Raw genomic sequence first — 24837 nt, forward strand, 5'->3', positions numbered from 1 at the left:
GAACTGGTGCGCCGCGTCGCCCGCATGGCGCCGCGGGTGTGTCTGGCGCCCGCTGCGCGCGAGATGCTGCGCGCCATGGCCGCGGCGCTGCCGGTTCCGGCCTCGGCCGTGCTGCGGTTGATGGCGATGCCGGTGTTCGCGCCGCTCATGCTCAAGCTGCTGGGCCGCCGCGTGGCCGCGCTCGGTTCGTGCATGCGCTCGTCCGTCACGCCGACCGTGGTGCATTGCGGCACCAAGCGCACCGTGGTGCCCAGCAGCGCCGTGGTCGACATGGATGCGCGCCTGGTCCCCGGCGACAACGTGGACGACCTGCTCGGCCGCATCAAGCGGGTCGCCCCGCCGGGCGTCACCTTCTCCGTGCAGGCGCAGCAGCGGCACGAAGCCGCGCTCGACATGGGCCAGTACGCGCGCCTGGCGGCGCTGCTGCGCGGCGCCTACCCGCAGTCGGTTCCGGTGCCGATGCTGCTACCCGGCACCACCGACGCGCGCCACTTCCGCCGCCTGGGCATCCAGACCTACGGCTTCCTGCCGATCGCCATGCCCAAGGGCATGGCCTACATGAACCTGATTCACGGCACCGACGAACGCATTCCGGTGGAGGCGGTGGCGATCGGCAGCCGCCTGATCTCCGAGTTCATCTCCGGATACGAAAGTTGACAGCGATGGCAAACATGCGCCGGCTGCTAGCATCGAACATGAGCACGGAAACCCCCACCCCCGCCCTTCCACTGCCCCGCACCACGCTGTTCCTGATGGCCGCGTGCGCGGCGACCAGCGTGGCCAACGTCTACTACGCGCAGCCGCTGCTCGACGCGGTGGGCGGCGAGTTCGGCATCTCCACCGCCGCGGTCGGCGGCGTGATCAGCGCCACCCAGCTCGGCTGCGCACTGGCGCTGGCCTTCGTCGTGCCGCTGGGCGACCTGATGAACCGCAAGCTGCTGCTGTGCCTGGAGCTCGCGCTGCTGGCGCTGGTGCTGCTGGCCGTGTCCATCTCGCCGACGCCGCTGGCCATGCTGGCCGGCATGGTCGGGCTTGGCTTGCTCGGCACCGCGGCAACGCAGGGCACCATCGCCTATGCCGCGACGCTGTCGTCGCCGGCCACGCGCGGCAGCACCGTGGGCGCGATCCAGAGCGGCGTGCTGGTCGGCGTGCTGGGCGCGCGCTCGCTGGCCGGATTCGTGGCCGACCTGGCCGGCTGGCGCGCGGTGTTCGTCGTGTCCGCCGTCATCGCCGCGGGCATGCTGGCACTGATGATGAAAATGCTGCCCGCCCTGGCCGTGGCGCCGGCGCGGCTCGGCTACCCCGCGCTGCTGATGTCGATGGTGCGGCTGCTGGCCACCGAGCGCGTGCTGCAGGTGCGCGGCATGCTCGGCCTGCTGATCTTCGCGGCGCTGGGCGCGTTCTGGAGCGCGGTGGCGCTGCCGCTGCGCGAGCCCCCCTACCAGCTGCCCTACACCGCCATCGGAATGTTCGGGCTGGTCGGCATCGCCGGCGCGCTGACCGCGTCGCGCGCGGGGCGCTGGGCCGACAAGGGGCACGGCCAGCGCACCTCCATGTATGCGCTGCTGTGCATGATGGCTGCGTGGGCGCCGTTGGCGATGCTGCCGCAGTCGCTGTGGATCCTGGGCGCCGGCATCGTGCTGCTGGACATGGGCGGGCAGGCGGTGCACGTGACCAACCAGACCATGATCTTCAAGACCCGCCCGGAGATGCACAGCCGGCTGGTCGGCTGCTACATGCTGTTCTACGCCGCCGGCCTTGGGCTGGGCGCGATCACGGCGACCACGGTGTTCGCGCGCGTCGGCTGGAGCGGCGTCTGCTGGCTCGGATTCGGCATCAGCGCGGCCGCGCTCGCCTTCTGGCGCCTGACCTTGCGCGCGGCCACCGTGCCGGCCGCCCCCAACACGGCCTGACACCCAGGCCCGACACGCTCCATCACACAAGCCAGGGAGGCTTCCGATGCACACCGCCACATCCGTTCCAGTGAAAACCGAACCGCCGCCGCCGCGGCTGTTCGAGGCCGCGCACGACTTCGACCCCATGGACTGGGCCTCGGTGCGCGGCCAGTTCAAGCTCGATCCGGCGCTCGCGCACCTGTCGAATTTCTACCTTTGCTCGTACCCCAAGCCGGTGCGCGACGCCATCGACTTCTACCGCGACGCGCTCGACCGCGATCCGCACTCGTTCCTCAACGACAACATGTTCGCGCGCCCCGAACAGGCGCTGTGGCGGCGCGTGGCCGAGACCATCGCGCGCTACACCGGCGGCAGCTTCGACGAGATCGCACTCACCGGCAACACCACGCTGGGCCTCGGCCTGGTCTACAACGGCATCGCGCTGCGCCCCGGCCAGGAGATCCTGACCACCACGCACGAGTTCTATCCGCACTACGAGGCGGTGCGGCTGGCCGCCGAGCGCTACGGCGCCACGCTGCGCCAGGTGAGCTTGTACGAGGACAGCGCGCGCGCCTCGGTCGGCGAGATGGTGGACCGGCTGGTCAGCGCGGTCGGGCCGCAGACGCGGGTGCTTGCCGTCACCTGGGTGCATTCCAACTTCGGCGTGGTACTGCCCATCACCGCCGTGTCCGCCGCATTGGCCGCCGTCAACCGCGACCGCGCGCCCGAGGACCAGGTGCTGCTGGTGGTGGACGGGGTGCACGGCTTCGGCGTGCTCGACGAGGACGTGGCCCGCATGGGATGCGACTTCTTCGCGGCGGGCACGCACAAGTGGATGCTGGGGCCGCACGGCTCCGGCATCGTCTGGGGCAAGGCGGCGAGCTGGGCGCGCATCCGACCCACCATTCCGTCGCTGATGGCGCGCGAGCCGGCCAACGCCTGGCGCGAATCGCGCACGCCGGCCGGCCCGGTGCAGGCGGCCTGGGTCAGCCCGGGCGGCTTCCTCGCCTACGAGCACATCTGGGCGATTGCCGAGGCGTTTCGCTTTCACGAACGCATCGGGCGCGCGCGCATCGCCGAACGCATCCTGGCGCTGAACGGCGCGCTGAAGGACGGGCTGGCACAGATGTCCCACGTGCGGCTGCTCTCGCCGCGCGCGCGCGAACTGTCCGCCGGGTTCGTCTGCTTCGACGTGGAGGGCATTGCGCCCAAGGAAGTCGCGCTGCGGCTGCGCCAGGCAGGCGTGATCGCCAACGCCACGCCTTATGCGCGCTCGTGCGCGCGGTTCTCGGCCGGCATCGTCAACAGCGAAGCCGACATCGAGCGCGCGCTGGCCGTGGTGCGTGCGATGCGCTGAGGCGCGAAGTCAGCCGCCGGCCTCGCCGCCCGCCGGGCCCCAGAACACGACCCAGGCGGAGAAGTCGGCCGAGAAGCGTTCGAAGCGGTGCTCGGCGCGCGCGGGCACGAACACCACGGTGCCCGGCGCGCACGCGACCGGCTCGCCAGCGACCACCAGCGTGGCGGTGCCGGCATGCACGAGGTACAGCTCGTCCTGCGCATGCGGCGTCTGCGGATCGGTGCCGACGGGCGCATACAGCTCCACCGACATCGTGCCGTGCGCGAGCGCCCGGATGAAGCGCTCGCCTTGCGGCCATTGGGGCGTGGTTTTGCCGGGGAGTTGCGCGAGCAGCGCGGCGGCGGAAGCGTGGAGGGTCATGATGCGGCGAGTTGCTTTGGTTGTGGATGGTAGGCGGGCGTCGCCGCTCTCTCGTCTCAGGCCGTACCGCCGCCCTTCTTAAGACTGATCTTTCGGGCGCTGAGCTGTTTTTCCATCTGCTCCAGCATCCGCATGTCGTCCTGGTCGGCTTCCAGGGCTTCCGCTTTTCGCCGCGCTGCATCGAATTGCTCGTAGCGCTCGTTCACGACGGCGGTCATATCCTGGTGGCTGATGCGGCCCAGCCCTTTCAGCACGGGCTGGTCGTTGAATTCCATGAAGCTGTCCACGTATGCCCGCCAGTCGGCCATGCGCAGATTTTTACGCTGCGTGGTCCGCAGCTCGGCGAAGTCCAGGAACAGGGTGACGATGCGATTCAGATGATCCAGTTCACCGGCATCCAGATAGTTCTTCGCCACGATCACGTCCGCCTTGCGGACGCGGCCGGCCTTCCAGGACGTGAGCGCCATGTTGGGGCGGCTCGGGTCCGCGCGTTGCACCACCAGTTCGGCGGCCGTGCAGCGTGTGACGGCGTAGAACATCTTGTTCTGCACTTCGGCGAAGAACTGTGCGGTGGCGTCGCCATCATCCGCATAGTCGATGGACAGGGCGAACAGGTCGCGGACTTTCTGATAGAAGCGTTTTTCCGAAGCGCGAATGTCCCGGATGCGCCGGAGCAGCTCGTCGAAGTAGTCCCCCTGGTCACCGCCCTTCAGGCGCTCGTCGTCCATGACGAAGCCCTTGACCAGATATTCCTTCAAGTGCGCCGTGGCCCATTGGCGAAACTGCGTGCCGCGCGGCGACTTCACCCTATAGCCGATGGCCAGGATCATGTCGAGGTTGTAGAGCTTGACCGTTCGCCGTACCTGTCTGGCGCCCTCGGTTCGAACCTGTAAGTCCTGCTTACAGGTTGCCTCCAGCCTCAGCTCGCCCTCGTCGTAAATCGCACCGACGTGCTGGGTGATGTTCTGCGGTGACGTCTGAAATAACTCTGCCAGTTCCGCCTGCGTCAGCCACACCGATCCATCCTCGGTCCGGAGGAAGAATCGGGCCGTCCCGTCCTGAGTGGCGTAGAGCACCAACTCAGCGCCGCGATGCTCTTGTTCGTCCATATCCCCTCTGTGAGTTGCGTGCCGATTCACAGCACCAGCACCGCCCGGAAGTCATTCACGTTGGTGTGCGTCGGCCCACTGACCACCAAGTCGCCGATGGCGGAAAAATAGCCGTACGCATCGTTGCGGTCCAGCGACTGGTCGATGCGCATCCCCTGTGCCTGGGCGCGCGCCAGGGTGTCGGGGGCGACGAAGGCGCCGGCGTTGTCCTCCACGCCGTCGATGCCGTCGGTGTCCGCCGCCAGAGCCCACACGTCGGCCTGGCCCTGCAGCGCCTGCGCCAGCCCCAGGCAGAACTCGCCGGCACGGCCCCCCCGGCCGCGTGGTGTGCCTTCAGCCTGCTTGCGCACGGTCACCGTCGTCTCGCCGCCCGACAGGATCACGCAGGGCTTGCGGAACGGCTGGCCGTGCGCGGCGACGGCGCGCGCCAGCGCGGCATGCACCTTGCCGACTTCGCGCGATTCGCCTTCCATCTCGTCGCTCAAAATGTGCGCGTCCAGGCCGGCAGCACGTGCCGTTTCGGCCGCAGCCTGCAGCGACTGGCGCGGGGTGGCGATCGGGTGCACCGACTGCCCTGCGAACGCTGCGTCGCCCGGCTTCGGCGTCTCCAGCGCGCCCTGCTCCAGGGCGGACAGCACCGCGCCCGGCAGGTCGATGCGGTAGCGCCGCAGGATGGCGACGGCGTCCGCGCAGGTGGTGGCGTCGGGCACGGTCGGGCCGCTGGCGATCACCGACACGTCGTCGCCCGGCACGTCGCTGATCGCCAGCGTGACCACGCGCGCGGGCGCGCAGGCCGCCGCGAGCCGCCCGCCCTTGATGCGCGACAGGTGCTTGCGCACGCAGTTCATCTCGCCGATGTTGGCGCCGCTTTCCAGCAGCTGCGTGTTGATGCGCTGCTTGTCCGCCAGCGTCAGCCCGTCGGCCGGCAACGTCAGCAAGGCCGAGCCGCCGCCGGAGATCAGGCACAGCACCAAATCGTCTGGCGTGAGGCCTTGCGCCAGCGCCAGGATGCGTTCGGCCGCCTGCAGGCCGGCTGCGTCCGGCACCGGGTGCGCTGCCTCGACGACTTCGATGCGCGCCGGCAGTCCGTTGGGACGCGGCGGCGTGTGGCCGTAGCGCGTGACCACCAGGCCCGACAGCGGTGCATCGGCCGGCCACAGCGCCTCCACCGCTTGCGCCATCGCGCCGCCCGCCTTGCCGGCGCCAAGCACGACGGTGCGGCCCCTGGGCGGCGGCGGCAGAAACGGCGCCGTGTTGTGCAGCGGCAGGGCGCGCTGCACCGCGGTGCGGAAGAGGTGTTCGAGGAAGGCGCGGGGCTGCAGGCGCGGGTCCAGGGTCATGGCGCTTATTGTGAAGCGAACGCGAAGCCGCCGTCCTCCGCCCCTTGACTTCAGGTTGGCTTGAAGTGGAACAGTGTGCCGTCATGCAAGCTGAAGGGGAAAAGCAATGGACGAGACGCTCGAATTTCTGGCACGCACGCTACTGGTCGGCGCCGGCGCGACGGCCGTGATGGACGCCTGGACGCTCTTCATCAAGCGCTGTTTCGGTACGGTCCCGCTCGACTACGCGATGGTCGGCCGCTGGATCGGCCATCTGCCGCGCGGCCGGTTCGTGCACCAGGCCATCGCGCGGGCGGCGCCGGTGCGCGGCGAACGCGCCATCGGCTGGGGCGCGCACTACGCCATCGGCATCGCCTTCGCGGCCATGCTGCTGGCGATCGCCGGCCTGGAATGGGCGCGCCGGCCGACCGTGGCGCTGCCGCTGGTGTTCGGCGTCCTGACGGTCGCCGCACCGTTCTTCGTGCTGCAACCCGCGCTCGGCGCAGGGATTGCCGCCTCCAGGACGCCGCGGCCCGGCGCCGCGCGCCTGCGCAGCCTGATGACCCATGCGTCGTTCGGGCTGGGACTGGCTTTGTCCGCCTGGCTGCAGAGCCTGGTATTGCGCGCCTGACCAATCGCGCCACGTTTGTCACTCACACCTCGCGCTGGCGCTGCCTAGCATGGCTTCACCAACAGCGAAGGAACGAAACGATGACGACGACACACACCACCGGCACCCGCGCGGAATGGCTGGCCGCGCGGCTAGCGCTGCTCGCCGAAGAAAAGGAACTCACGCGCCGCAGCGACGCGGTGGCGCAGCGCCGTCAGCAGTTGCCCTGGGTGCGCGTGGACAAGGCCTACCAATTCGAAACCGGCGCCGGCGCCGCCTCGCTGAAGGACCTGTTCCAGGGCCGCTCGCAGCTGCTCGTGTACCACTTCATGTTCGGCCCGGAGTTCACCGCGGGCTGCCCGTCCTGCTCGCTGATCGCCGACGGCTTCGATGGCTTCACCGTGCACCTGGCCAACCACGACGTGATGCTGACGGCCGTGTCGCGCGCGCCGCTGGCCAAGCTGCACGCGTACCGGGAGCGCATGGGCTGGACCTTTCCCTGGGTGTCCTCGGGAAGCGGCGAGTTCAACTTCGACTTCAACGTCACGTTCACCGAGATGCAGCAGCGCGAGGGCGGCATCGACTACAACTACCAGCGCGAGCCCGCGGTGAGCTGGCGCACCGGGCGGCAGGACGGCGGCGAGAGCCCGGTGGCCGGCATCGCGGCGGCCAGCGGCACCGACGTGGCGGGCTACATGCGCGAGCGCCCGGGCGTGAGCGCCTTCGTGCTGGAGGACGGCGTGGTCCACCACACCTACTCCGGCTACTCGCGCGGGGTGGACGGCCTGTGGGGCGCCTACCAGTGGCTCGACCGCGCACCATTGGGGCGCAACGAAACCGGCATCTGGTGGCGCCGCCACGACGAGTACGGGACGGCCCTGCCCGTCCAGGGGAACGCCCTGTGAAGCTGGTGCGGCTCAGGGCGCCGGGAGGCCTGGACCATCTCGACCTCGTCGAAGAGGACCGCCGCCAACCCGTCGCGGGTGAACTGCTGGTGAGGGTCCGGGCCTGCTCGCTGAACTACCGCGACGTGTTCGCGGTGCAGGGAAAGGTCCCGCTCGCCGATGGCCGCGTTCCCCTGTCGGATGGCCGGGGACCACGTGGTCAGCACGTTCTACCCCTACTGGCCGGGCGGCGACATGACGCCCGCAATCCGGCGCGACGTTCCGGGAGAAACCGTCGACGGCTTTGCCAGCGAATTCGTGTGCATGCCCGCGCATTTCTTCACGAAGGCACCGGCCGGCTACACGCATGCGGAGGCGGCCACGCTCACCTGCACCGGCGTTACCGCCTGGCGGGCGCTGGTGGTGTGCGGCCGGGTCAAGCCCGGCGACACGGTGCTGGTCCTCGGCACCGGCAGCGTGTCGCTGTTCGCGCTGCAGTTCGCGAAGGCCGCCGGGGCGCGGGTGATCGCGACCTCGTCGTCCGAAGGCAAGCTGCAGGCGCTGCGGCGCCTGGGGGCCGATGCCGTCATCGACTACAAGGCCGTGCCGGACTGGGGCGAGAAGGCCAGGAGCCTGACGGGCGGGCACATCGCGCTGGTCGGCGTGCTGACGGGTTTCACCGCGCAGGTGTCGATCCCGGCGCTGTTTTCCAACCAGATCCGCATCAGCGGGATCTCCATCGGCAGCAGGGCGGACCAGGAGGACATGGTCCGCGCCATCGAGGCGAACCGCCTGAAGCCGGTGATCGGCCGCAGCTTTGCGCTGCCAGACATCGCCGCGGCGTTCGAGGAGTACCAGTCGCAACAGCACTTCGGGAAGGTGTGCCTCGACCTGTGAGGACGCCTCCGGCAACAGCGGACGTGGACGGGCGTCCTACACGCTGTGCCGGCGCAATCCGCACACCCGCCGGGAGGCGGGGTGTAGGCTGGCGCCAATGAATCTGACCGATCAACTTCGTCTTTGGGGCGCGACGCACGCGCAGGCACGGGCCGCTGAAACCGCGGCAAGGCAGCATGGCGCGGACGCATCTGCCGATCTGCACCGCGAAGCCCGGGCGTTGCGCGAACGCGCCGACCACCTGCACCGCGAGATCTACCGGGACATCGGCGCCAAGCCGCGATCCACCCACGGCTGAGGCCGTATGCTTCGCCCCGATGCGCTGCGAAGACATTGCCTCCAGCCCCGAATTCCGGCACCTGTCGCGCCTGGCTGGCGTCGCGGCGGAGCTGCGCTATGCCGGCGTGAACAATTTCGTCGGCCGCGATCTCTACGGGTCGCTGGACTGCGCCTGGCTGCACCACCTGGCGGCCACCGGCCTGGAGCGCGCGGCGGCAATGCTTGCGCTTGAAGCGCCGGGCCACCGCCTGCTGGTGCTGGACGCCTTGCGGCCGCACCGCGTGCAGCTGCAGCTGTGGGATCACCTCGACGGCACCGACTTGCGCCAATACGTGGCCGACCCGGCGCGCGGGTCCATCCACTCGTTCGGCATGGCGCTGGACGCGACGCTGATCGACGCCCAGGGCCGCGAGCTGGACATGGGCAGCGGCTTCGACGAGATGACCGAGCTGTCGCACCCGCGCCTGGAAGCGCAGCACCTGGCCACCGGCGCCCTCACGCCGGCGCAGCACCGCAACCGCCTGCTGCTGCGCCGTGTCATGGTCCACAGCGGCTTCAACGGCATCGACAACGAATGGTGGCATTTCGACATGCTGGACCGCCAGCATGTGCGGCAGCACTTCACGCGGGTGGAGTGATCACTCCACCTTCGCTCCACCCTCGAACCAGCGCCCGATCAGCGCCCGCTCCGCATCGGTGATGCCGGTGGCGTTGTTCAGCGGCATGGTCTTGGCCACCACCGCCTGCTGATACACCGCCTGCGCATGCTGCTTCAGGCCGCCGGGCGTGTCCAGCCGCACGTTCTTCATCTGCAGCTGCGCGCCGTGGCACTGGTAGCAGCGCTGCGCCAGCACCGGCTGCAGTTGCGCATAGCCGGCCAGGGCGTTCGCGGCCGCTGAAGCGGAGGTCGGCTGCGGCATCAGCCATGCGATGACACCCACGATCACCGCCACGCCCACCAGTGCATAGCCGGCCGGATGCCTGTTGCGTCCCAGCTTCCAGCCATGCCGCATCACGAAAAACTGACGGATCGCGGCGCCGGCGAACATCATCAGGATCAGCACCAGCCAGTTGCGCGGATGGCCGTAGGTGAAGCCGTAGTGGTTCGACAGCATCGCGAACAGCACCGGCAGCGTGAAGTAGGTGTTGTGCACGCTGCGCTGCTTGCCTCGCTGGCCGTGGATGGGATCGACCGGCTGGCCGGCCTTGATCGACGCCACCACGGTCTTCTGGCCGGGAATGATCCAGAACAGCACGTTAGCGCTCATGGCCGTGGCGATCATCGCGCCCACCAGCAGGAAGGCCGCGCGCCCGGCGAACCAGTGGCAGGCCAGCCAGGACGCCGCGCACACCAGCACCAGGACCAGCGCGCCGACGACGGCGTCTCCGTTCCTGCGCGGGCCGAACCAGCGGCAGATGCCGTCGTACAGGAGCCAGAACACCACCAGGAACGACAGCGCCGCCGCCACCGCGGCAGCGGGCGGCCAGTCCATCAGCGATTTGTCGACCAGGTACGTGCCGGCGTTCCACAGGTACGACACCGTGAACAGCGCGAAGCCCGACAGCCAGGTGCTGTAGCTCTCCCAGTAGAACCAGTGCAGGTGCGGCGGCAGCGCCGGCGGCGACACCGCGTACTTCACCGGGTGGTAGAAGCCGCCGCCGTGCACGGCCCACAGCTCTCCCGTGGCGCCCTCGGCGCGCAGCTTGCCGTCGGCCGGCGGCACCAGGCTGCTGTCCAGGAACACGAAGTAGAACGAGGAGCCGACCCAGGCGATGGCCGTGATCACGTGCAGCCAGCGCAGCAGCAGATTGGCCCAGTCGAGAAAATAGCTTTCCATGCGGTGCGTTCAGTGGGGTTGCTGCTGTTGCAAAAGCTGGGCCGCGACGGCAACGGCAATCACCGCCGGCTCCTTGCCCACGATGCCCGGAATGCCGATGGGGCTGGTGATGCGCGCCAGTTCGTCGGGGCGGAAACCGCGCTGCTCCAGCCGGCGGCGGAATGTCGCCCATTTCGTGTTGCTGCCGATCAGGCCGACATACGGCAGGTCGTCGCGCTCGCGCAGGCGCTGCAGGCAGGCGGCGACCACGTCCAGGTCTTCGGCGTGGCTGAAGCTCATGATGAGCACGCGCGTGCCCGGCGCCAGGTCGCGGACGGCCGCCTGCACCGGATCGGAATGCTCGCAGCGCACGTTCGCCGGCACCGCATCGGGAAAGATCTCGTCGCGGCTGTCGATCCAGGTCACCGCGAAGGGCAGGCGCCCCAGCACCTCCACCAGCGCGCGGCCCACGTGACCGCCGCCGAACAGCGCCACCGGCTCCTGGCCCGCCATCGCGCGCAGGTGCAGCGCGCGCACGCCGGCCGCCGTCGTGCCTTCGTAGCGCAGGTGCACCACGCCGCCGCAGCACTGGCCCAGGCTGGGGCCGAGCGGATAGCGGATCACGTCCGGCTGCGCACCGGCCGCACCGGCCGCGCCCTGCAGCTGCGCGCGCGCCTGGGCGATCGCCTGGAATTCGAGCTGACCACCACCGATGGTGCCGGCCACGCGGTCGGCGAACACGGCCATCCAGGCACCGGCCTCGCGCGGTACCGAACCCTGCACCGCATGCACCGTCACCAGCACCCCGGGCGCGTCCTGCGGCAATCCCGTGATTTCCGTCATGGGCGAACTGCTTTACATTGCATCGGTTCGTGACAACAGTTGGCTTGCCCGAACGAGGTCAGCAATATGGAAAGACCATGAAGCCCTTCACCGCCCTGCGTTCTTCCCTTCCCCTGGCCGGCGCCGCGGTCACGGCCCTGCTGGCGTCCTGCAGTTCCACCCCGCCACTGCCGCCGGTGGCCGAAGCCGAAGTGACGCAGCCGGTGCTCACGGCCGCCGCCGCCCACAGCGCGCCCGCCCGTGCAGGCGCGCGCGCGCAGCCTTCCAACGCCGCCACCCCGCGCGCCTACCGCGCCGACGCCGCAACCCACATCTACGGCCTGAACCGCGAACGCATCTGGAAGGGGCGCCTGCCGCCCATGCTGTACGCCGTGGGCGTGCTGCAGGTGGAGGTGGACCGCAACGGCGACGTGCGCAAGCTGGACTGGATGCGCGCGCCCAAGCACGCGCCCGAGGTGGTGGCCGAGATCGAGCGCACCGTGCGTGCCGCCGCGCCCTTTCCGGTGCCCGCGCGCATGGGCAAGGTGGTCTACACCGACACCTGGCTGTGGCACAAGAGCGGCCGCTTCCAGCTGGACACCCTGACCGAAGGCCAGGACTGAGCGCTCGGCCATCGCCTCAGGACCCGCGGTAGGTGGAGTAGCTCCAGGGGCTGGCCAGCAGCGGCACGTGGTAGTGCTGCGCCGTGTCGGCCACGCCGAAGTCCAGGGCCACCCTGTCGAGAAACGGCGGATCGGGCAGCTGCACGCCGCGCGCGCGGAAGTACGCCGCCACGTCGAACACCAGGCGGTAGGTGCCCTTCTTCAGGCTGGCCGTGTCGTACAACGGCCCGCCGGGATTGCGACCGTCGGCGTTGAGCGTGAAGCGCTTGACCAGCACCGGTGTGCTGCCGTCAGCGCCCTGCATACGGTGGAGTTCCACGGCCATGCCCGTGGCCGGCGTGCCATGCATGGTGTCCAGGACATGCGTGCTCAGGCCCATGGCCGTCTCCGGTGATATCGTCCACAGAAGTGTATACACGTTCTGCGCCGGCGGCTAACATGCGGGCTCGATGCAGATGCAGCCGTCCGCCACCAGCCACATCGCCGACTCGCTCACCCGCGCCATCGCGCTGCGCCGCTTGCGGCCCGGCACCAAGTTGGCCGAGCAGAAGCTGGCCGATCATTTCGGCGTCTCGCGCACCCTGGTGCGCCAGGCGCTGCACCAGCTCGCGCAGAACCGGCTGGTGACGCTGGAGCCGGCGCGTGGCGCCTTCGTGTCCGCACCCACCGTGGAGGAGGCGCGCCAGGTGTTCCAGGTGCGCCGCATGCTGGAAGGCGAGATGACGCGCGAATTCGTGCGCACCGTCACGCCCGCCAAGCTGCGCGCATTGAAGGACCACATCGCGCAGGAGAAAGCGCTGCTGCAGGGCGGCGACGCGGCCGGCAGCATCGAGCTGCTGGGCGACTTCCATGTGCGCATGGCCGAACTCACCGGCAACACGGTGCTGGCGCAGATCCTGCGCGACCTGGTGTCGCGCAGCTCGCTGGTGACCTTGATGTACCAGCGCCCCGGCGCGCAGCAGCATTCGCAGGAGGAACACGTGGACATCGTCAAGGCCCTGGCCGCGCGCGACGCCGAGCGCGCCGTCGAACTGATGGAAGAACATCTGCTGCACGTGGAAGAGAGCCTGGCGTTCGACCGGCCCGCGCCCACGCACGACATTTCGGTGGCATTGGCATGACGCACCGCATCTACGACTCCACCGCGCCCTATCCGCGCGACCTGGCCGGCTACGGCCGCAACCCGCCGCATGCGCAGTGGCCGGGCAACGCGCGCATCGCCGTGCAGTTCGTGCTGAACTACGAGGAAGGCGGCGAGAACGCGGTGCTGCACGGCGATGCCGGGTCCGAGCAGTTCCTCTCCGAAATGTTCAATCCCGCGTCGTATCCCGAGCGGCACCTGAGCATGGAGGGCATCTACGAATACGGCTCGCGCGCCGGCGTGTGGCGCCTGCTGCGCGAGTTCGAGCGGCGCGGGCTGCCGCTCACCGTGTTCGGCGTCGGCATGGCGCTGCAGCGGCATCCCGAACTCACCGCCGCGTTCAAGGAACTGGGGCACGAGATCGCCTGCCACGGCTGGCGCTGGATCCACTACCAGCACGTGGACGAAGCGGTGGAGCGCGCGCACATGGGCCTTGCGCTGGACACCATCGAACGGATGATCGGCGAGCGCCCGCTCGGCTGGTACACCGGCCGCGACAGTCCCAACACGCGGCGGCTGGTGGTGGACGACGGCCGGCTGGAATACGACAGCGACTACTACGGCGACGATCTGCCGTTCTGGATGAAGGTGCGCCGCACCGACGGCGCCGTGGTGCCGCACCTGGTCGTTCCCTACACGCTCGACTGCAACGACATGCGGTTCTCGCTGCCGCAGGGCTATTCGCACGCGGACCCGTTCTTCCAGTACCTGCGCGACAGCTTCGACGTGCTGTACGCCGAAGGCGACGAAGCGCCGAAGATGATGAGCATCGGCATGCACTGCCGGCTGCTGGGACGCCCCGGCCGCATGGTCGCATTGCAACGCTTTTTGGACCACATCGCGCGGCACGACCGCGTGTGGGTGTGCCGGCGCATCGACATCGCGCGCCATTGGAAGCAGGTCCACCCTTTCAAGGAATGACATGGCGCTGACGCTGGAACAACTGAACACGGCGGCCGGCGCGGTGGCGCTGCTGGAGGGCATCTACGAGCATTCGCCGTGGATCGCGCAACAGGCGCTGGCGCGGCGGCCGTTCGCGTCGCTCGCGCAGCTGAAGCACGCGATGGCGACGGTAGTGCGCGAAGCTACGCCGGACAAACAGCTCGCGCTGATCCGCGCCCATCCGGAGCTCGCCGGCAAGGCCATGGTGGCGAAGACGCTCACGGCCGAATCGGCCGGCGAACAGAGCGCGGCGGGCCTCACGCAGTGCACGCCCGAGGAATTCGCGCGCATCCAGCAACTCAACGCGGCCTACAACGCGAAGTTCGGCTTCCCGTTCATCCTGGCCGTGCGCGGGCCGCGCGGCAGCGGGCTCGCGCGGGCGCGGATCATCGCGGCGTTCGAGCGCCGACTGGACAACCACCCGGACTTCGAACGCGCCGAGGCGCTGCGCAACATCCACCGCATCGCCGAGCTGCGGTTGAACGACCGCTTCGGCCACGAACCCGAACTCGGCAACCTGCTGTGGGACTGGCACGAGGACCTGGCCCAGCACAGCGACCCCGGCTTTTCGCAGAACGGCCAGCTCACGGTGACCTACCTCACCGACGCGCACCGCGCCTGCGCCATGGCGATTTCGGGGCGCATGCGCGAATGCGGCTTCGACGAGGTGGAGATTGATGCGGTCGGCAACGTGGTGGGGCGCTACCACCCCGTTGGCCCTTCGACAGGCTCAGGGCGAACGGGGAAGACGCTGCTCACCGGCTCGCATTACGACACCGTGCGCAACGCCGGCCGCTACGACGGGCGGCTGGGCATCTTCACGCCGATGGCCTGCGTGCATGCGCTGTCGCGCAGCGGCGAGCGGCTGCCGTTCGGCATCGAGGTGGTGGCGTTCTCGGAGGAGGAAGGCCAGCGCTACCGCGCCAATTTCCTGGCGTCGAGCGCGCTCACCGGCCATTTCGACGCGGCCTGGCTGGACCAGAAGGATGCCGACGGCGTCGCCATGGCCGACGCCATGCGCCACGCCGGCCTGCCCGGCAGCATGCAAGCGGTCGCCGCGCTGCGGCGCGACCCCTCCAGGTACCTCGGTTTCGTCGAGGTGCACATCGAGCAGGGACCGGTGCTCAACGAGCTGGACCTGCCGCTGGGCATCGTCACCTCCATCAACGGCAGCGTGCGCTTCACCTGCGAAGTGACCGGCATGGCCAGCCACGCCGGCACCACGCCGATGAACCGGCGGCGCGACGCGGCGGCGGCGGTGGCCGAACTGGCGCTGTATGTAGAGCAGCGCGCCGCGCGCGACGGCGACAGCGTGGGCACCATCGGCATGCTCAGCGTGCCGGCCGGCTCGGTGAACGTGGTGCCGGGCCGCTGCCAGTTCTCGCTGGACCTGCGCGCACCGAACGACGCGCAGCGCGACGCGCTGGTGAACGACGTGCTGGCCGAGCTGCAGGCCATCTGCGCGCGGCGCGGCGTGCGCCACACGGCGGAGCAGAACATGCGTGCCGCCGCCGCGCCCAGCGCGCCCGACTGGCAGCAGCGCTGGGAGCGTGCGGTGGAGACGCTGGGCGTGCCGCTGTACCGCATGCCCAGCGGCGCCGGCCACGACGCGATGAAATTGCACCTGGTGATGCCGCAGGCCATGCTGTTCGTGCGCGGCGAGAACGCCGGCATCAGCCACAACCCGCTGGAGAGCACCACCAGCGACGACATGCAGCTCGCGGCCGACGCCTTCCTGGCGCTGCTGCGGCAACTGGCAGAGGAACAATCCGCATGAACGCCTACGACTTGCTCGACGCCTGGATCGACGCGCACTTCGACGAGGAAGTGCGCTTCCTGCAGGAGCTGGTGCGCGTGCCCACCGACACGCCGCCCGGCAACAACGCGCCGCATGCCGAGCGCACCGCCGAATTGCTGCAGGGCTTCGGCTTCGAAGCCGAGAAGTTCGCCGTCACCGAATCGGCCGTGCGCGCGCAGGGCATGGAGTCCATCACCAACCTGGTGGTTCGGCGCCGCTTCGGCGAAGGCAAGACCGTGGCGCTGAACGCGCATGGCGACGTGGTGCCGCCCGGCGAAGGCTGGACCCGCGACCCCTACGGCGGCGAGATCGCCGACGGCAAGCTGTACGGCCGCGCCTCCGCCGTGAGCAAGAGCGATTTCGCGAGCTACACCTTCGCCCTGCGCGCGCTGGAAGCGCTGGGCCAGCCGCTGAAGGGCGCGGTGGAACTGCACTTCACCTACGACGAGGAATTCGGCGGCGAGCTGGGCCCCGGCTGGCTGCTGCACAAGGGCTTCAGCAAGCCCGACCTGATGATCGCCGCCGGCTTCAGCTACGAAGTGGTCACCGCGCACAACGGCTGCCTGCAGATGGCGGTGACGGTGCACGGCAAGATGGCGCACGCGGCCGTGCCGCACACCGGCGTCGACGCGCTGCAGGGCGCGGTGCACATCCTCAATGCGCTCTATGCGCAGAACACGCTGTTCCAACAGGTGCGCTCCAGGGTGCCGGGCATCGACCACCCGTATCTCAACGTCGGCCGCATCGAGGGCGGCACCAACACCAACGTCGTGCCCGGCAAGGTGATGTTCAAGCTGGACCGCCGCATGATCCCCGAGGAGAACCCGGTGGAGGTGGAAGCGGCGCTGCGCAAGCTGATCGACGAAACGGCGGCGCAGATGCCGGGCATTCGCGTGGACGTGCGGCGCCTGCTGCTGGCCAACGCGCTGAAGCCGCTGCCCGGCAACGAACCGCTGGTGCGCGCCATCCAGCAGCATGGCCGCGCCGTGTTCGGCGTGGACATTCCCGCCATGGGCACGCCGCTGTACACCGACGTGCGGCTGTACGGCGAAGCGGGCATTCCCGGCGTGATCTACGGCGCGGGTCCGCGCACGGTGCTGGAATCGAACGCCAAGCGCGCCGACGAGCACATCGTGCTGGACGACCTGCGCGGCGCGACCAAGGTGGTGGCGCGTACCTTGTTTGACCTGCTTGGCTGACGCTTTCTGATCGCGACGCGCGCGTCAGTCGGCGTCGTCCTCGAACTGCACCTCCACCACGCAGGGCTGCAATGCATGCAGGCGCATGGCGCCGCGCCGAGGCGCAGCGCAAAGCGGCGGATCAGCGATCGCCGCGTCGGACAGTTCGCTCACCCTCCCGGGCAAAAGCTCGCCCAAAAGAAAAAGGCGCCGGCCGCTTACGCTGCCTGGCGCCTTGATAGCGCGAGCCTGGGGGCCCGCAAGACGTTCTGTGTACTTCCCGACGGCTGCCGCTTAGCGGACGCGGCCGCGGCGGAACAGGTTCACGATGGCCAGCAGGATGACCGCGCCGACCAGCGAAACCACCACGGAACCGATGCTGATGCCGTCATTGATCGTGCCCACGCCGACCAGCGGCGAGATCAGCCAGCCGCCCAAGAAGGCGCCGACGATACCCACCACCACGTTCAGCAGCATGCCCTGCTGGCCGTCGGTGCGCATGATCATGCTGGCAAGCCAGCCCACGATACCGCCAATGATCAACCAAACGATGAAACCCATTTCATACTCCTTTTGCCGCGTACGGCGTGTTGTTGATAGCAAGCGCGCCCTCTCGGATCGCACCCACCTGCCTATCCCTTCAGAATCGGCCGGTGCTATTGACTATGGTCGGGCCTGCCAAGCGCAGGCGTAGTCGGGTGTTACAGCCGGGGGTGCGAGCCCGTCCCGTGGCTGCGTCAGAAAACCCCTACTGCCCGGCCAGGTTGCCACCAGGGGAATTCCCAATCGGACAGGCCCCGTGCGCCCCGACAATCAGCGTGCTCGGCCGTGCCGGGCCCGCGTCTTGCTTGTGGAAGCCCGTCTTTTTGCCTGCTGTTTCCTGCCCCGGAGTCCCGATGAACAAGAGATCCTTCCTGCGCGCCGCCACCGCCCTGGCCCTGGCCGCCGGCTGCGCTGGCGCTGTCGCGCAGCCGCTCACGCCCATCAAGTTCCAGCTCGACTGGCGTTTCGAAGGCCCGGCCGCGCTGTTCCTGCTGCCCGCCGCCAAGGGCTACTTCAAGGAAGCGAAGCTGGACGTGACCGTGGACGCCGGCACCGGCTCGGGCGCCGCCGTGCAGCGCGTGGCTTCCGGCACCTACGACATGGGCTTCGCCGACCTGGCCGCGCTGATGGAATTCCACGCCAACAACCCCGACGCCGCCAACAAGCCGGTGGCGGTGATGATGGTCTACAACAACACGCCGGCCGCGGTGATGGCGCTGAAGAAGTCCGGCATCAAGGCGCCGGCCGACCTGAGCGGCAAGAAGCTCGGCGCGCCGGTGTTCGACGCCGGCCGCCGGGCCTTCCCGATCTTCCAGAAGGCCAACGGCATCGCCGGCGCCACCTGGGTGTCGATGGACCCGCCGCTGCGCGAAACCATGCTGGCGCGCGGCGAGGTGGACGCGATCACCGGCTTCACCTTCACCTCGCTGCTGAACCTGGAAGCGCGCGGCGTGAAGCTCGATGACGTGGTGGTGCTGCCCTATGCGCAGCACGGCGTGAAGCTCTACGGCAACGTGATCATCGCCTCGCCCAAGCTGGTGAAGGAGAACCCGGCCGCGGTGAAGGCCTTCCTGAGCGCCTTCGCCCGGGGCGCGAAAGAGGTCATGGCGAACCCGGACGCGGCCATCGAGTACGTGAAGCAGCGCGACGGCATCATCAACACCGACCTGGAGAAGCGGCGCCTACGCATGGCGATCACCGACGTGGTGGCCAGTGCCGACGCGCGCGCCGAGGGCTTCGGCGTGGTCAACCCCGGCCGCATGGCGCTGATGGCCTCGCAGGTGTCCGATGCCTTTGCCACCAAGACGCGGGTGAACGCCGACACCGTGTGGAACGGCTCCTTCCTGCCGTCCAAGGCCGAGCTGAACGTACTGCCGCCGGCCAGGAAATGACGGGCGGCTTCATCCGCTTTTCGGACGTCTGGCTGGCCTACAACGAGGAGCTGGAGGCAGCCGGGCAGTTCGCGGTGGAGGCCATCGACCTCGAGGTGGCCGAGGGCGCTTTTATCGCCATCGTCGGGCCCTCGGGCTGCGGCAAGTCCACCTTCATGAAGCTGGCCACCGGGCTCAAGCGCCCCTCGCGCGGCAGCATCCTGATCGACGGGCAGCCGGTCACCGGCCCGCTGAAGATCTCGGGCATGGCGTTCCAGGCACCGTCGCTGCTGCCCTGGCGCACCGCCGTGGACAACGTGCTGCTGCCGCTGGAAATCGTGGAGCCGTACCGCGGCAGCTTCAAGGCCAGGCGCGCCGAGTACGAGGAGCGCGCCCGCGCGCTGCTGCGCAAGGTGGGCCTGGGCGGCTACGAGGACAAGTACCCGTGGCAGCTGTCGGGCGGCATGCAGCAGCGCGCCAGCATCTGCCGTGCGCTGATCCACCAGCCCAAGATGCTGCTGCTGGACGAGCCGTTCAGCGCGCTGGACGCGTTCACGCGCGAGGAGCTGTGGTGCATCCTGCGCGACCTGTGGACCGAGCAGCGCTTCAACGTCATTCTGGTCACGCACGACCTGCGCGAATCCGTGTTCCTAGCCGACACGGTGTACGTGATGAGCCGCGGCCCGGGCCGCTTCGTCGCGCGCAAGGAGATCCCGTTGCCGCGCCCGCGCGACCTGGAGCTGACCTACACGCCGGCCTTCGGCGAGATCGTGCACGAGCTGCGCGGCCACATCGGCGCGGCGCGGGCGGCGGCGGGGACGCCGGCATGACCCCGCAGCGCCGCCGTGCGATGGAGCGCTGGGCACCGCTGGTGCTGCTGGCCGCCTTCCTGGTGCTGTGGCAGGCGGTCGTGACCGCGCTGTCCGTGCCCGACTACCTGTTCCCCAGCCCCTGGCAGGTCGCGCAGCAGTTCGCCGAGTTCAAGGGGCCGCTGCTGCAGGCCGCGTGGTCGACCTTCTGGGTGACGATGGTGGGCTTCGCGCTGTCCATCGTGTTCGGCGTGCTGCTGGGGTTCCTGATCGGCTCCTCGCGCATGGCGTACGCGGCCATGTACCCGCTGATGGTCGGCTTCAACGCGATCCCGAAGGCGGCCATCGTGCCGATCCTGGTGGTGTGGTTCGGCATCGGCATCGGGCCGGGCATCCTCACCGCCTTCATGATTTCGTTCTTCCCGATCATGGTGAACATCGCCACGGGTTTGGCGACGCTGGAACCCGAGCTGGAAGACGTGCTGCGCGTGCTGGGCGCCAGGCGCCTGGACGTGCTGGTGAAGGTGGGCCTGCCGCGCTCGCTGCCGTACTTCTACGGCTCGCTGAAGATCGCGATCACGCTGGCCTTCGTCGGCACCGTGCTGGCCGAGATGACGGCGGGCGATTCCGGCATCGGCAACCTGATCCAGACCGCGGGCAGCCAGCAGCGCATGCCGCTTGCGTTCGCCGGGCTGGTGATGATCAGCGCAATGGCAATGGCGATGTACGAGCTGTTCAGCTACGTGGAGAAGCACACGACGGCCTGGGCGCACCGGGGATCGCAGGACGCCTGAGTCCCTGACACGATGCCCTGGCACGCCCGCCTCAGCCTGAACTTGCGCGTCGAAGCCGGCCGAACCGTCGCCCGCTTCGAACACGAAGGCCCGCTGCGCATCCTGCAGAGCCTGTATCCGGAAGGCGACGCGGTGTGCCACAACGTGCTGGTGCACCCGCCCGGCGGGCTGGTGGGCGGCGACGTGCTGGACCTGCGCGTCCACGTGGACGCCGGCGCGCACGGCCTGGTCACCACGCCCGGCGCGTCACGCTTCTACCGGTCCGACGGCGAGGCGGCCGTGCAGCAGGCCCGGCTGCGGCTGGAGGCCAATGCCCGGCTGGAGTGGTTTCCGCTGGAATCGCTGTACTACAGCGGCTGCCGCGCCGAGAACCACGCCGTGTTCGACTTGGCGCCCGGTGCCGAAGCCATGGGCTGGGACGTGATGGCGTTGGGCCTGCCGCAGGCGCGACAGCCCTTCGTGCAAGGCAGCGTGCTGCAGCACCTGCAGCTCGACAACGCCTGGCTCGAGCGCGGCCGTATCGACGCGCACGACACCCGGCTGATGGATGGCCCGCTGGGCCTGGCCGGCCACCGCTGCATGGCCACGATGTTCCTGCTGGCCGGCAGCGCACTGCCGCGCGCCCGCCGCGACCGCGCGCTGGACGTGGCGCGCGCCTGCATCGATGCGCAACCCCAGGCGCAGGCCTGCATCGCCGGCGCCACCGCGCCGGATGCGCGCGTGGTCGTGGTGCGCGCACTGGCGCCGCTGGTGGAGCCGGCGCTGCTGCTGCTGAAGGCGATCCGCGCCACCTGGCGCACGGAGCTGTGGAATCTTTCCGCGGCAGCGCCGCGCGGCTGGGCCCTGTAGCCCTTCGCCGTAGGCCAACTGCCCGCCGCGGCATCGGCGATTGCTCGACTGCAAGGAGCGTCCTACGGGCGCACCCGCCGCGCGCCCTGGTGACGACGGACCCCTCTCCGGCATCGCGCACATCGCCGGCAGCCCACACTTCATCCATCGAACATCGAATATCGCAAGGAGCCCCGAAATGAACACCACCAACATGCGCGCCCCGGCCAAGAGCATCCTGTCGTACGGCATCTGTGCCCTGCTGGCGCTCGGCGCGGCCACAGCGCAGGTGGCGGGGGCGGCGGGCACGGCCGGTGCCACCGGCATCGACGCCTCCGGCAGCTACCAGCAGGAAGTGAACGCCTGCATGACCGGCAAGACCCAGCAGGACCAGGCCACCTGCCTGAAGGAAGCGCGCAACGCACAGGCCGACAAGCAGCGCGGCGTGCTGAACACCTCGGGCAGTCCGCAATCCAACGCCAGCGCTCGCTGCGAAGTGCTGGCAGGCGAAGACAAGGCGGCCTGCCAAGCCCGCATGATGGGCTACGGCAGCACTGAAGGCACCGTGGCCGGCGGCGGCGTGATCCGCGAAGTGGAAACCGTGGTTCTGCCGGCCGGCGCCAGTTCGGTGACCATCCAGCCGCAGACCAATTCCGAACCGGTGGTGCTGGTTCCGACCAACAAGTAAGAGCTGGCATCCGGCGGCGCGGCGCGCCGTCCTACATCTCGCCCCGCTTCAGGCGTTAGCCTAGGCGGGGCGATTCATTTTGATCGCGCAGGAATCGGCATGAACGACAACACCAACGGCAACCAGGACGACAAGGGCATCGGCGAGGACCCTGCGCACACGCGGGCCGCGCACGGCTACCGCAACGAGGTGAGCTGGGACGGCGGCAAGGGGCGCCAGCCGTATGCGAACCAGGGGGACGAAGAAAAGGGCCCGCCGGATGGGGGGCCCGAGGTGGAAGGCGGCGACCGCGGAGATGCCTCCGGGCGCACCCTCGATCAGATGGAAGAGGTCCGCAAAAAGCCCTGACGCGGCCTCTTGGGTCAGGCGTCAGAGCACACCGAAAAGCAGCAGTAGCAGCACGATCGAGAGCGGCACGCCAAGCAGCCAGAGGATGATGGGCATTTCAATCTCCTAGTGAAGTTTCCAGTCTTCAAGATACCGCCGCGCGTGATTCGCGCATGCGGGGCGCGGGCGCGACGCATGGTCGGCAGGTACCTACACATGGGCCCGAGCCGGCATGCCGGCACAATGCGGCGGCACACACCACAGTGCGTTCAAGGGAGCATCTCCATGGCCACTACCAGGCAACTCGCGAACCCCGAATCCGATCCGCGCGTGAAGGCGGTGTTCGACGACATCCGCGCCACCCGCAAAGCCGACTTCATCAACAACCTGTGGCACGCGCTGGCCTTCGACCCCGCGCTGCTCGAAAGCACCTGGGCCGAGGTCAAGCGCCTGATGGCCACGCCCACGCAGCTGGACCCGCTGACCAAGGAGATGGTCTACATCGCGGTGTCCGTGGCCAACGCCTGCAGCTACTGCGTGCACTCGCACACCGCCGCGGCGAAGGGCAAGGGAATGACGGACGCGCAGCACGCGGAACTGCTGGCTATCATCGCGCTGGCGGCGAAGACGAACCACCTGGCGACGGGGCTGCAGGTGGGGGTGGATGGGGTGTTCGATGTGGGCGGTGCGGCCGAGCCCCGTTCATAACGTCGGCAGCTGCTTGCGATAGAAGATCCGGTCATGCCCCCGCCTGAGGTTTCCGGTCGTATTCCACGTAGCCGATCTTCGAATAGAGCGCCTGGTTTTCCGTCATCCTGGAATTGGTGCACAGGTAGAGCGACGTGAACGCGCGGCGCACAGCTTCGGCCTCCGCGAACTCCAGGAGCGCGCGCCCGATGCCCGTGCCGTGGTATGCAGGAGCGACCGCGACTGTATCGATGTAGAAGCCTCCAGCTGTCCCGTACTGCACGAGCACGCCAACAACCTGGGACTGCAGCTGCGCGATCCAGACACGCCCCGGCAGCGATAAGGGCGGCGAAGTCCAGGAGCATTGGTGCCGGTGGTTTGCCAATGCGGGCGATGTAGGGCGTGAACGCGGCGACCACGCAGTCTTGCACGGCGGCGGACTCCGCCTCGCACGCGGGTCAAATGAGGGGCGACATGGCCTGCATCCTGACGAGGGCCGTTTCAGTCGCATTGGCATGTTCCGCAAGAAAACCGGGCGTCAGATCGCATGCGGCCACCGCAACCCGTGTGGCAGCTCGCGCGGAGCAAAAAGAAAGTGAAGCACGCGGCGCGCGCTCGCGCCGCCTGCCTTGGATGACGCATGCAAGAGCAGCGGCCGCATGACAAGCGCATCACCGATGCCGAGCGCGCATGTGACGGTGCCGGACTGATCGCGCACTGCATGTGCCCTCGCCGGCGCCAGGGCGCCTTGCAGATGTGAGCCGGGGACAACCTGGAGCGGTCCATCGGACTCGGCGCAGGGATCGAGGTGCACCCTGACGGCGACGAGGCGCTCGAGAAGCGAAGTCGGTGGCTGCACGAACACACCGCCCTCCTTGATCGACCAGGCGTGAAATCCTGGTGCCTCGACCTTCTCGGCCACGGGAATGCTCAAGTCCTGGTGAACCGGAACCAGCCAGTTCTTGTTCACCGACTTGGAAAAGTACGTGCATTGCACCGCCACGTCATCCACAGGCACCGTCCCGGTGAGCTGCGGGTGGGTGCGAAGACGTTTGGCCAGCGCCCGGCACCACGCGTGAGACAGGAGCTGCCGCGTGCCCGCCAGCGCAGAGGCAGCGGTGTCCAGGTGCGCGGCCAAGCGCTTGCATTCCTCGGGCAGCAGCACACCTGCGACGCACGCGAAGCCTTGAATCGAAAGGCTTTCTGTCGTCATGGATTCGACGAGTCGCAAGCATCGGACATGAAGATCGGTGCTAGACCGTTCAATTGGGCGACGACGAACGACCTCTCAGTCATCACTGAGGTATCCACCCCGTGGTGTCGCCCAGCACAGCTCCGCCCAGGAAGGCTAGAAAATACACAAACGGTGCAGCAGCCGCCCACCACCGAGATGAACGGCGAAGCGGGACGAACCAAGCAAACGCGAGGACCGAAAGCCAAGGCACGAGCACTACCAGGAGAGCGGCAACGGCAACTCGCGACCATGCCCAATCACCAGGCCCCCACGCAATCGACATCGTTTCAAACGATGCCGCAATACTCGCCGCCAGCACGACAAATGCGCTCCCCACGCGCTTTGTCGCCGCGGCATACACCACGAGAGAAAACAAGAACGGCAACAGTACGAAAGCCAGACCTAGTGTAGTGCGCGCGAATTAGTTGAACTTTCGCTCGAAGGCATACTCCGATGGCCAAGGGGGTGTGATGCCATGCGGGTCGCCAAGTCGATTGAGCTGGATGGGCAGACGCAGCAGGAGCTT

Annotated in this window: 29 protein-coding genes and 1 pseudogene; 20 read left to right on the forward strand and 10 right to left on the reverse strand. The window is 68.7% G+C overall.

Going from position 1 to position 24837, the window contains the following annotated elements; translation table 11 throughout:
* The 3 genes from H0U68_RS18695 to H0U68_RS18705 form a co-directional block, all read left to right on the forward strand.
* A partial coding sequence (locus H0U68_RS18695) for a peptidase dimerization domain-containing protein (RefSeq protein ID WP_296358343.1) occupies positions 1–657 on the forward strand: 657 nt, incomplete at its 5' end.
* A 38-nt stretch (positions 658–695) separates the two neighbouring features.
* Positions 696–1913 carry an MFS transporter gene (locus H0U68_RS18700; RefSeq protein WP_296358345.1) on the forward strand — a complete coding sequence of 406 codons (1218 nt, stop codon included), beginning with the start codon at positions 696–698 and terminating at the stop codon, positions 1911–1913.
* Positions 1914–1959: 46 nt separating this feature from the next.
* Positions 1960–3252, forward strand: coding sequence for an aminotransferase class V-fold PLP-dependent enzyme (locus tag H0U68_RS18705; RefSeq protein WP_296358347.1), 1293 nt, complete (start codon positions 1960–1962; stop codon positions 3250–3252).
* Positions 3253–3261: 9 nt separating this feature from the next.
* Here H0U68_RS18705 and H0U68_RS18710 read toward each other — a convergent pair whose 3' ends face one another.
* From H0U68_RS18710 to H0U68_RS18720, 3 genes are read right to left on the reverse strand one after another with little or no spacing between them, the layout of a single operon-like run.
* Positions 3262–3612, reverse strand: coding sequence for a cupin domain-containing protein (locus H0U68_RS18710; protein ID WP_296358349.1), 351 nt, complete (start codon positions 3610–3612; stop codon positions 3262–3264).
* 56 nt (positions 3613–3668) lie between these two features.
* Positions 3669–4721 carry a virulence RhuM family protein gene (locus H0U68_RS18715; RefSeq protein WP_296358351.1) on the reverse strand — a complete coding sequence of 351 codons (1053 nt, stop codon included), beginning with the start codon at positions 4719–4721 and terminating at the stop codon, positions 3669–3671.
* Positions 4722–4747: 26 nt separating this feature from the next.
* Entirely contained in the window at positions 4748–6061 is a 1314-nt protein-coding gene (locus tag H0U68_RS18720; RefSeq protein ID WP_296358353.1) for a glycerate kinase, read from the reverse strand.
* Between the two features lie 106 nt (positions 6062–6167).
* Here H0U68_RS18720 and H0U68_RS18725 point away from each other — a divergent pair, with 106 nt between their 5' ends.
* The 5 genes and pseudogenes from H0U68_RS18725 (at position 6168) to H0U68_RS18745 (ending at position 9348) form a co-directional block, all read left to right on the forward strand.
* On the forward strand, positions 6168–6671 hold the full coding sequence (locus H0U68_RS18725; protein ID WP_296358355.1) for a DUF2938 domain-containing protein: 504 nt from the start codon (positions 6168–6170) through the stop codon (positions 6669–6671).
* A gap of 80 nt (positions 6672–6751) precedes the next feature.
* Positions 6752–7555, forward strand: coding sequence for a DUF899 family protein (locus H0U68_RS18730; RefSeq protein WP_296358357.1), 804 nt, complete (start codon positions 6752–6754; stop codon positions 7553–7555).
* Positions 7552–8431, forward strand: a pseudogene (locus H0U68_RS18735) (NAD(P)-dependent alcohol dehydrogenase). The gene H0U68_RS18730 and the pseudogene H0U68_RS18735 overlap by 4 nt, the downstream one beginning before the upstream one ends.
* Before the next feature lie 97 nt (positions 8432–8528).
* Positions 8529–8729, forward strand: coding sequence for a hypothetical protein (locus H0U68_RS18740; protein ID WP_296358359.1), 201 nt, complete (start codon positions 8529–8531; stop codon positions 8727–8729).
* A gap of 19 nt (positions 8730–8748) precedes the next feature.
* Positions 8749–9348: a M15 family metallopeptidase gene (locus H0U68_RS18745; RefSeq protein WP_296358361.1), complete on the forward strand. Its 600-nt coding sequence runs from the start codon at positions 8749–8751 to the stop codon at positions 9346–9348.
* Here H0U68_RS18745 and H0U68_RS18750 read toward each other — a convergent pair whose 3' ends face one another.
* Positions 9349–10548: a urate hydroxylase PuuD gene (locus H0U68_RS18750; RefSeq protein ID WP_296358363.1), complete on the reverse strand. Its 1200-nt coding sequence runs from the start codon at positions 10546–10548 to the stop codon at positions 9349–9351.
* A gap of 9 nt (positions 10549–10557) precedes the next feature.
* Entirely contained in the window at positions 10558–11370 is an 813-nt protein-coding gene (gene xdhC / locus H0U68_RS18755) for a xanthine dehydrogenase accessory protein XdhC (RefSeq protein WP_296358365.1), read from the reverse strand.
* Between the two features lie 77 nt (positions 11371–11447).
* Here xdhC and H0U68_RS18760 point away from each other — a divergent pair, with 77 nt between their 5' ends.
* Entirely contained in the window at positions 11448–11972 is a 525-nt protein-coding gene (locus tag H0U68_RS18760; protein WP_296358367.1) for a hypothetical protein, read from the forward strand.
* A gap of 16 nt (positions 11973–11988) precedes the next feature.
* Here H0U68_RS18760 and uraH read toward each other — a convergent pair whose 3' ends face one another.
* Positions 11989–12351, reverse strand: a complete 363-nt coding sequence (uraH, locus tag H0U68_RS18765) for a hydroxyisourate hydrolase (protein WP_296358369.1) — start codon at positions 12349–12351, stop codon at positions 11989–11991.
* Positions 12352–12427: 76 nt separating this feature from the next.
* Here uraH and H0U68_RS18770 point away from each other — a divergent pair, with 76 nt between their 5' ends.
* Genes H0U68_RS18770 through H0U68_RS18785 form a run of 4 tightly spaced genes read left to right on the forward strand, consistent with a single transcriptional unit; the run spans position 12428 to position 17052 of the window.
* Positions 12428–13093, forward strand: coding sequence for a GntR family transcriptional regulator (locus H0U68_RS18770; protein ID WP_296358397.1), 666 nt, complete (start codon positions 12428–12430; stop codon positions 13091–13093).
* The gene (puuE, locus tag H0U68_RS18775) at positions 13090–14034 is read left to right on the forward strand and encodes an allantoinase PuuE (RefSeq protein ID WP_296358371.1); all 945 of its coding nucleotides are present in this window, start codon (positions 13090–13092) and stop codon (positions 14032–14034) included. Before H0U68_RS18770 ends, puuE begins: the two co-directional genes overlap by 4 nt.
* A 1-nt stretch (position 14035) precedes the next feature.
* Complete coding sequence (gene uraD, locus H0U68_RS18780) at positions 14036–15832, forward strand: 2-oxo-4-hydroxy-4-carboxy-5-ureidoimidazoline decarboxylase (RefSeq protein ID WP_296358373.1); 1797 nt, start codon at positions 14036–14038, stop codon at positions 15830–15832.
* Positions 15829–17052, forward strand: a complete 1224-nt coding sequence (locus H0U68_RS18785; protein ID WP_296358375.1) for an ArgE/DapE family deacylase — start codon at positions 15829–15831, stop codon at positions 17050–17052. Before uraD ends, H0U68_RS18785 begins: the two co-directional genes overlap by 4 nt.
* 24 nt (positions 17053–17076) lie before the next feature.
* Here H0U68_RS18785 and H0U68_RS18790 read toward each other — a convergent pair whose 3' ends face one another.
* Both H0U68_RS18790 and H0U68_RS18795 read right to left on the reverse strand, forming a co-directional pair.
* Complete coding sequence (locus H0U68_RS18790; protein WP_296358376.1) at positions 17077–17205, reverse strand: hypothetical protein; 129 nt, start codon at positions 17203–17205, stop codon at positions 17077–17079.
* Between the two features lie 120 nt (positions 17206–17325).
* Positions 17326–17592: a GlsB/YeaQ/YmgE family stress response membrane protein gene (locus H0U68_RS18795; protein WP_296358378.1), complete on the reverse strand. Its 267-nt coding sequence runs from the start codon at positions 17590–17592 to the stop codon at positions 17326–17328.
* Between the two features lie 335 nt (positions 17593–17927).
* On the opposite strand from H0U68_RS18795, the gene H0U68_RS18800 reads away from it, so the two are divergent.
* The 7 genes from H0U68_RS18800 to H0U68_RS18830 all read left to right on the forward strand — a co-directional run bounded on the left by H0U68_RS18800 (position 17928) and on the right by H0U68_RS18830 (position 23098).
* The gene (locus H0U68_RS18800; RefSeq protein WP_296358381.1) at positions 17928–18965 is read left to right on the forward strand and encodes an ABC transporter substrate-binding protein; all 1038 of its coding nucleotides are present in this window, start codon (positions 17928–17930) and stop codon (positions 18963–18965) included.
* Complete coding sequence (locus H0U68_RS18805) at positions 18962–19774, forward strand: ABC transporter ATP-binding protein (protein ID WP_296358383.1); 813 nt, start codon at positions 18962–18964, stop codon at positions 19772–19774. The genes H0U68_RS18800 and H0U68_RS18805 overlap by 4 nt, the downstream gene beginning before the upstream one ends.
* Positions 19771–20547: an ABC transporter permease gene (locus tag H0U68_RS18810; protein ID WP_296358385.1), complete on the forward strand. Its 777-nt coding sequence runs from the start codon at positions 19771–19773 to the stop codon at positions 20545–20547. The genes H0U68_RS18805 and H0U68_RS18810 overlap by 4 nt, the downstream gene beginning before the upstream one ends.
* Positions 20548–20559: 12 nt before the next feature.
* Entirely contained in the window at positions 20560–21396 is an 837-nt protein-coding gene (locus H0U68_RS18815) for an urease accessory protein UreD (RefSeq protein ID WP_296358387.1), read from the forward strand.
* A gap of 178 nt (positions 21397–21574) precedes the next feature.
* On the forward strand, positions 21575–22063 hold the full coding sequence (locus H0U68_RS18820) for a hypothetical protein (protein WP_296358389.1): 489 nt from the start codon (positions 21575–21577) through the stop codon (positions 22061–22063).
* A 99-nt stretch (positions 22064–22162) separates the two neighbouring features.
* The gene (locus tag H0U68_RS18825) at positions 22163–22411 is read left to right on the forward strand and encodes a hypothetical protein (RefSeq protein ID WP_296358390.1); all 249 of its coding nucleotides are present in this window, start codon (positions 22163–22165) and stop codon (positions 22409–22411) included.
* A gap of 264 nt (positions 22412–22675) precedes the next feature.
* Positions 22676–23098 carry a carboxymuconolactone decarboxylase family protein gene (locus H0U68_RS18830; protein WP_296358392.1) on the forward strand — a complete coding sequence of 141 codons (423 nt, stop codon included), beginning with the start codon at positions 22676–22678 and terminating at the stop codon, positions 23096–23098.
* Between the two features lie 31 nt (positions 23099–23129).
* Here the strand turns inward: H0U68_RS18830 and H0U68_RS18835 are convergent, their stop codons facing one another.
* Together H0U68_RS18835 and H0U68_RS18840 are read right to left on the reverse strand one after the other, a co-directional pair.
* On the reverse strand, positions 23130–23366 hold the full coding sequence (locus tag H0U68_RS18835) for a GNAT family N-acetyltransferase (protein WP_296358394.1): 237 nt from the start codon (positions 23364–23366) through the stop codon (positions 23130–23132).
* A 249-nt stretch (positions 23367–23615) separates the two neighbouring features.
* Entirely contained in the window at positions 23616–24290 is a 675-nt protein-coding gene (locus tag H0U68_RS18840) for a phytanoyl-CoA dioxygenase family protein (protein ID WP_296358395.1), read from the reverse strand.
* Positions 24291–24837: the final 547 nt, after the last annotated feature.

This window comes from Ramlibacter sp. (assembly GCF_013697775.1).
GTDB lineage: Bacteria > Pseudomonadota > Gammaproteobacteria > Burkholderiales > Burkholderiaceae_C > Ramlibacter.

Excerpts from the sequence above, each read along its gene's own strand:
- H0U68_RS18700 (WP_296358345.1), top strand. The coding sequence starts at position 696 with ATGAGCACGGAAACCCCCACCCCCGCCCTTCCACTGCCCCGCACCACG.
- H0U68_RS18705 (WP_296358347.1), top strand. The coding sequence starts at position 1,960 with ATGCACACCGCCACATCCGTTCCAGTGAAAACCGAACCGCCGCCGCCG.
- H0U68_RS18710 (WP_296358349.1), bottom strand. The coding sequence starts at position 3,612 with ATGACCCTCCACGCTTCCGCCGCCGCGCTGCTCGCGCAACTCCCCGGC.
- H0U68_RS18715 (WP_296358351.1), bottom strand. The coding sequence starts at position 4,721 with ATGGACGAACAAGAGCATCGCGGCGCTGAGTTGGTGCTCTACGCCACT.
- H0U68_RS18720 (WP_296358353.1), bottom strand. The coding sequence starts at position 6,061 with ATGACCCTGGACCCGCGCCTGCAGCCCCGCGCCTTCCTCGAACACCTC.
- H0U68_RS18725 (WP_296358355.1), top strand. The coding sequence starts at position 6,168 with ATGGACGAGACGCTCGAATTTCTGGCACGCACGCTACTGGTCGGCGCC.
- H0U68_RS18730 (WP_296358357.1), top strand. The coding sequence starts at position 6,752 with ATGACGACGACACACACCACCGGCACCCGCGCGGAATGGCTGGCCGCG.
- H0U68_RS18740 (WP_296358359.1), top strand. The coding sequence starts at position 8,529 with ATGAATCTGACCGATCAACTTCGTCTTTGGGGCGCGACGCACGCGCAG.
- H0U68_RS18745 (WP_296358361.1), top strand. The coding sequence starts at position 8,749 with ATGCGCTGCGAAGACATTGCCTCCAGCCCCGAATTCCGGCACCTGTCG.
- H0U68_RS18750 (WP_296358363.1), bottom strand. The coding sequence starts at position 10,548 with ATGGAAAGCTATTTTCTCGACTGGGCCAATCTGCTGCTGCGCTGGCTG.
- xdhC (WP_296358365.1), bottom strand. The coding sequence starts at position 11,370 with ATGACGGAAATCACGGGATTGCCGCAGGACGCGCCCGGGGTGCTGGTG.
- H0U68_RS18760 (WP_296358367.1), top strand. The coding sequence starts at position 11,448 with ATGAAGCCCTTCACCGCCCTGCGTTCTTCCCTTCCCCTGGCCGGCGCC.
- uraH (WP_296358369.1), bottom strand. The coding sequence starts at position 12,351 with ATGGGCCTGAGCACGCATGTCCTGGACACCATGCATGGCACGCCGGCC.
- H0U68_RS18770 (WP_296358397.1), top strand. The coding sequence starts at position 12,428 with ATGCAGCCGTCCGCCACCAGCCACATCGCCGACTCGCTCACCCGCGCC.
- puuE (WP_296358371.1), top strand. The coding sequence starts at position 13,090 with ATGACGCACCGCATCTACGACTCCACCGCGCCCTATCCGCGCGACCTG.
- uraD (WP_296358373.1), top strand. The coding sequence starts at position 14,036 with ATGGCGCTGACGCTGGAACAACTGAACACGGCGGCCGGCGCGGTGGCG.
- H0U68_RS18785 (WP_296358375.1), top strand. The coding sequence starts at position 15,829 with ATGAACGCCTACGACTTGCTCGACGCCTGGATCGACGCGCACTTCGAC.
- H0U68_RS18795 (WP_296358378.1), bottom strand. The coding sequence starts at position 17,592 with ATGGGTTTCATCGTTTGGTTGATCATTGGCGGTATCGTGGGCTGGCTT.
- H0U68_RS18800 (WP_296358381.1), top strand. The coding sequence starts at position 17,928 with ATGAACAAGAGATCCTTCCTGCGCGCCGCCACCGCCCTGGCCCTGGCC.
- H0U68_RS18805 (WP_296358383.1), top strand. The coding sequence starts at position 18,962 with ATGACGGGCGGCTTCATCCGCTTTTCGGACGTCTGGCTGGCCTACAAC.
- H0U68_RS18810 (WP_296358385.1), top strand. The coding sequence starts at position 19,771 with ATGACCCCGCAGCGCCGCCGTGCGATGGAGCGCTGGGCACCGCTGGTG.
- H0U68_RS18815 (WP_296358387.1), top strand. The coding sequence starts at position 20,560 with ATGCCCTGGCACGCCCGCCTCAGCCTGAACTTGCGCGTCGAAGCCGGC.
- H0U68_RS18820 (WP_296358389.1), top strand. The coding sequence starts at position 21,575 with ATGAACACCACCAACATGCGCGCCCCGGCCAAGAGCATCCTGTCGTAC.
- H0U68_RS18825 (WP_296358390.1), top strand. The coding sequence starts at position 22,163 with ATGAACGACAACACCAACGGCAACCAGGACGACAAGGGCATCGGCGAG.
- H0U68_RS18830 (WP_296358392.1), top strand. The coding sequence starts at position 22,676 with ATGGCCACTACCAGGCAACTCGCGAACCCCGAATCCGATCCGCGCGTG.
- H0U68_RS18840 (WP_296358395.1), bottom strand. The coding sequence starts at position 24,290 with ATGACGACAGAAAGCCTTTCGATTCAAGGCTTCGCGTGCGTCGCAGGT.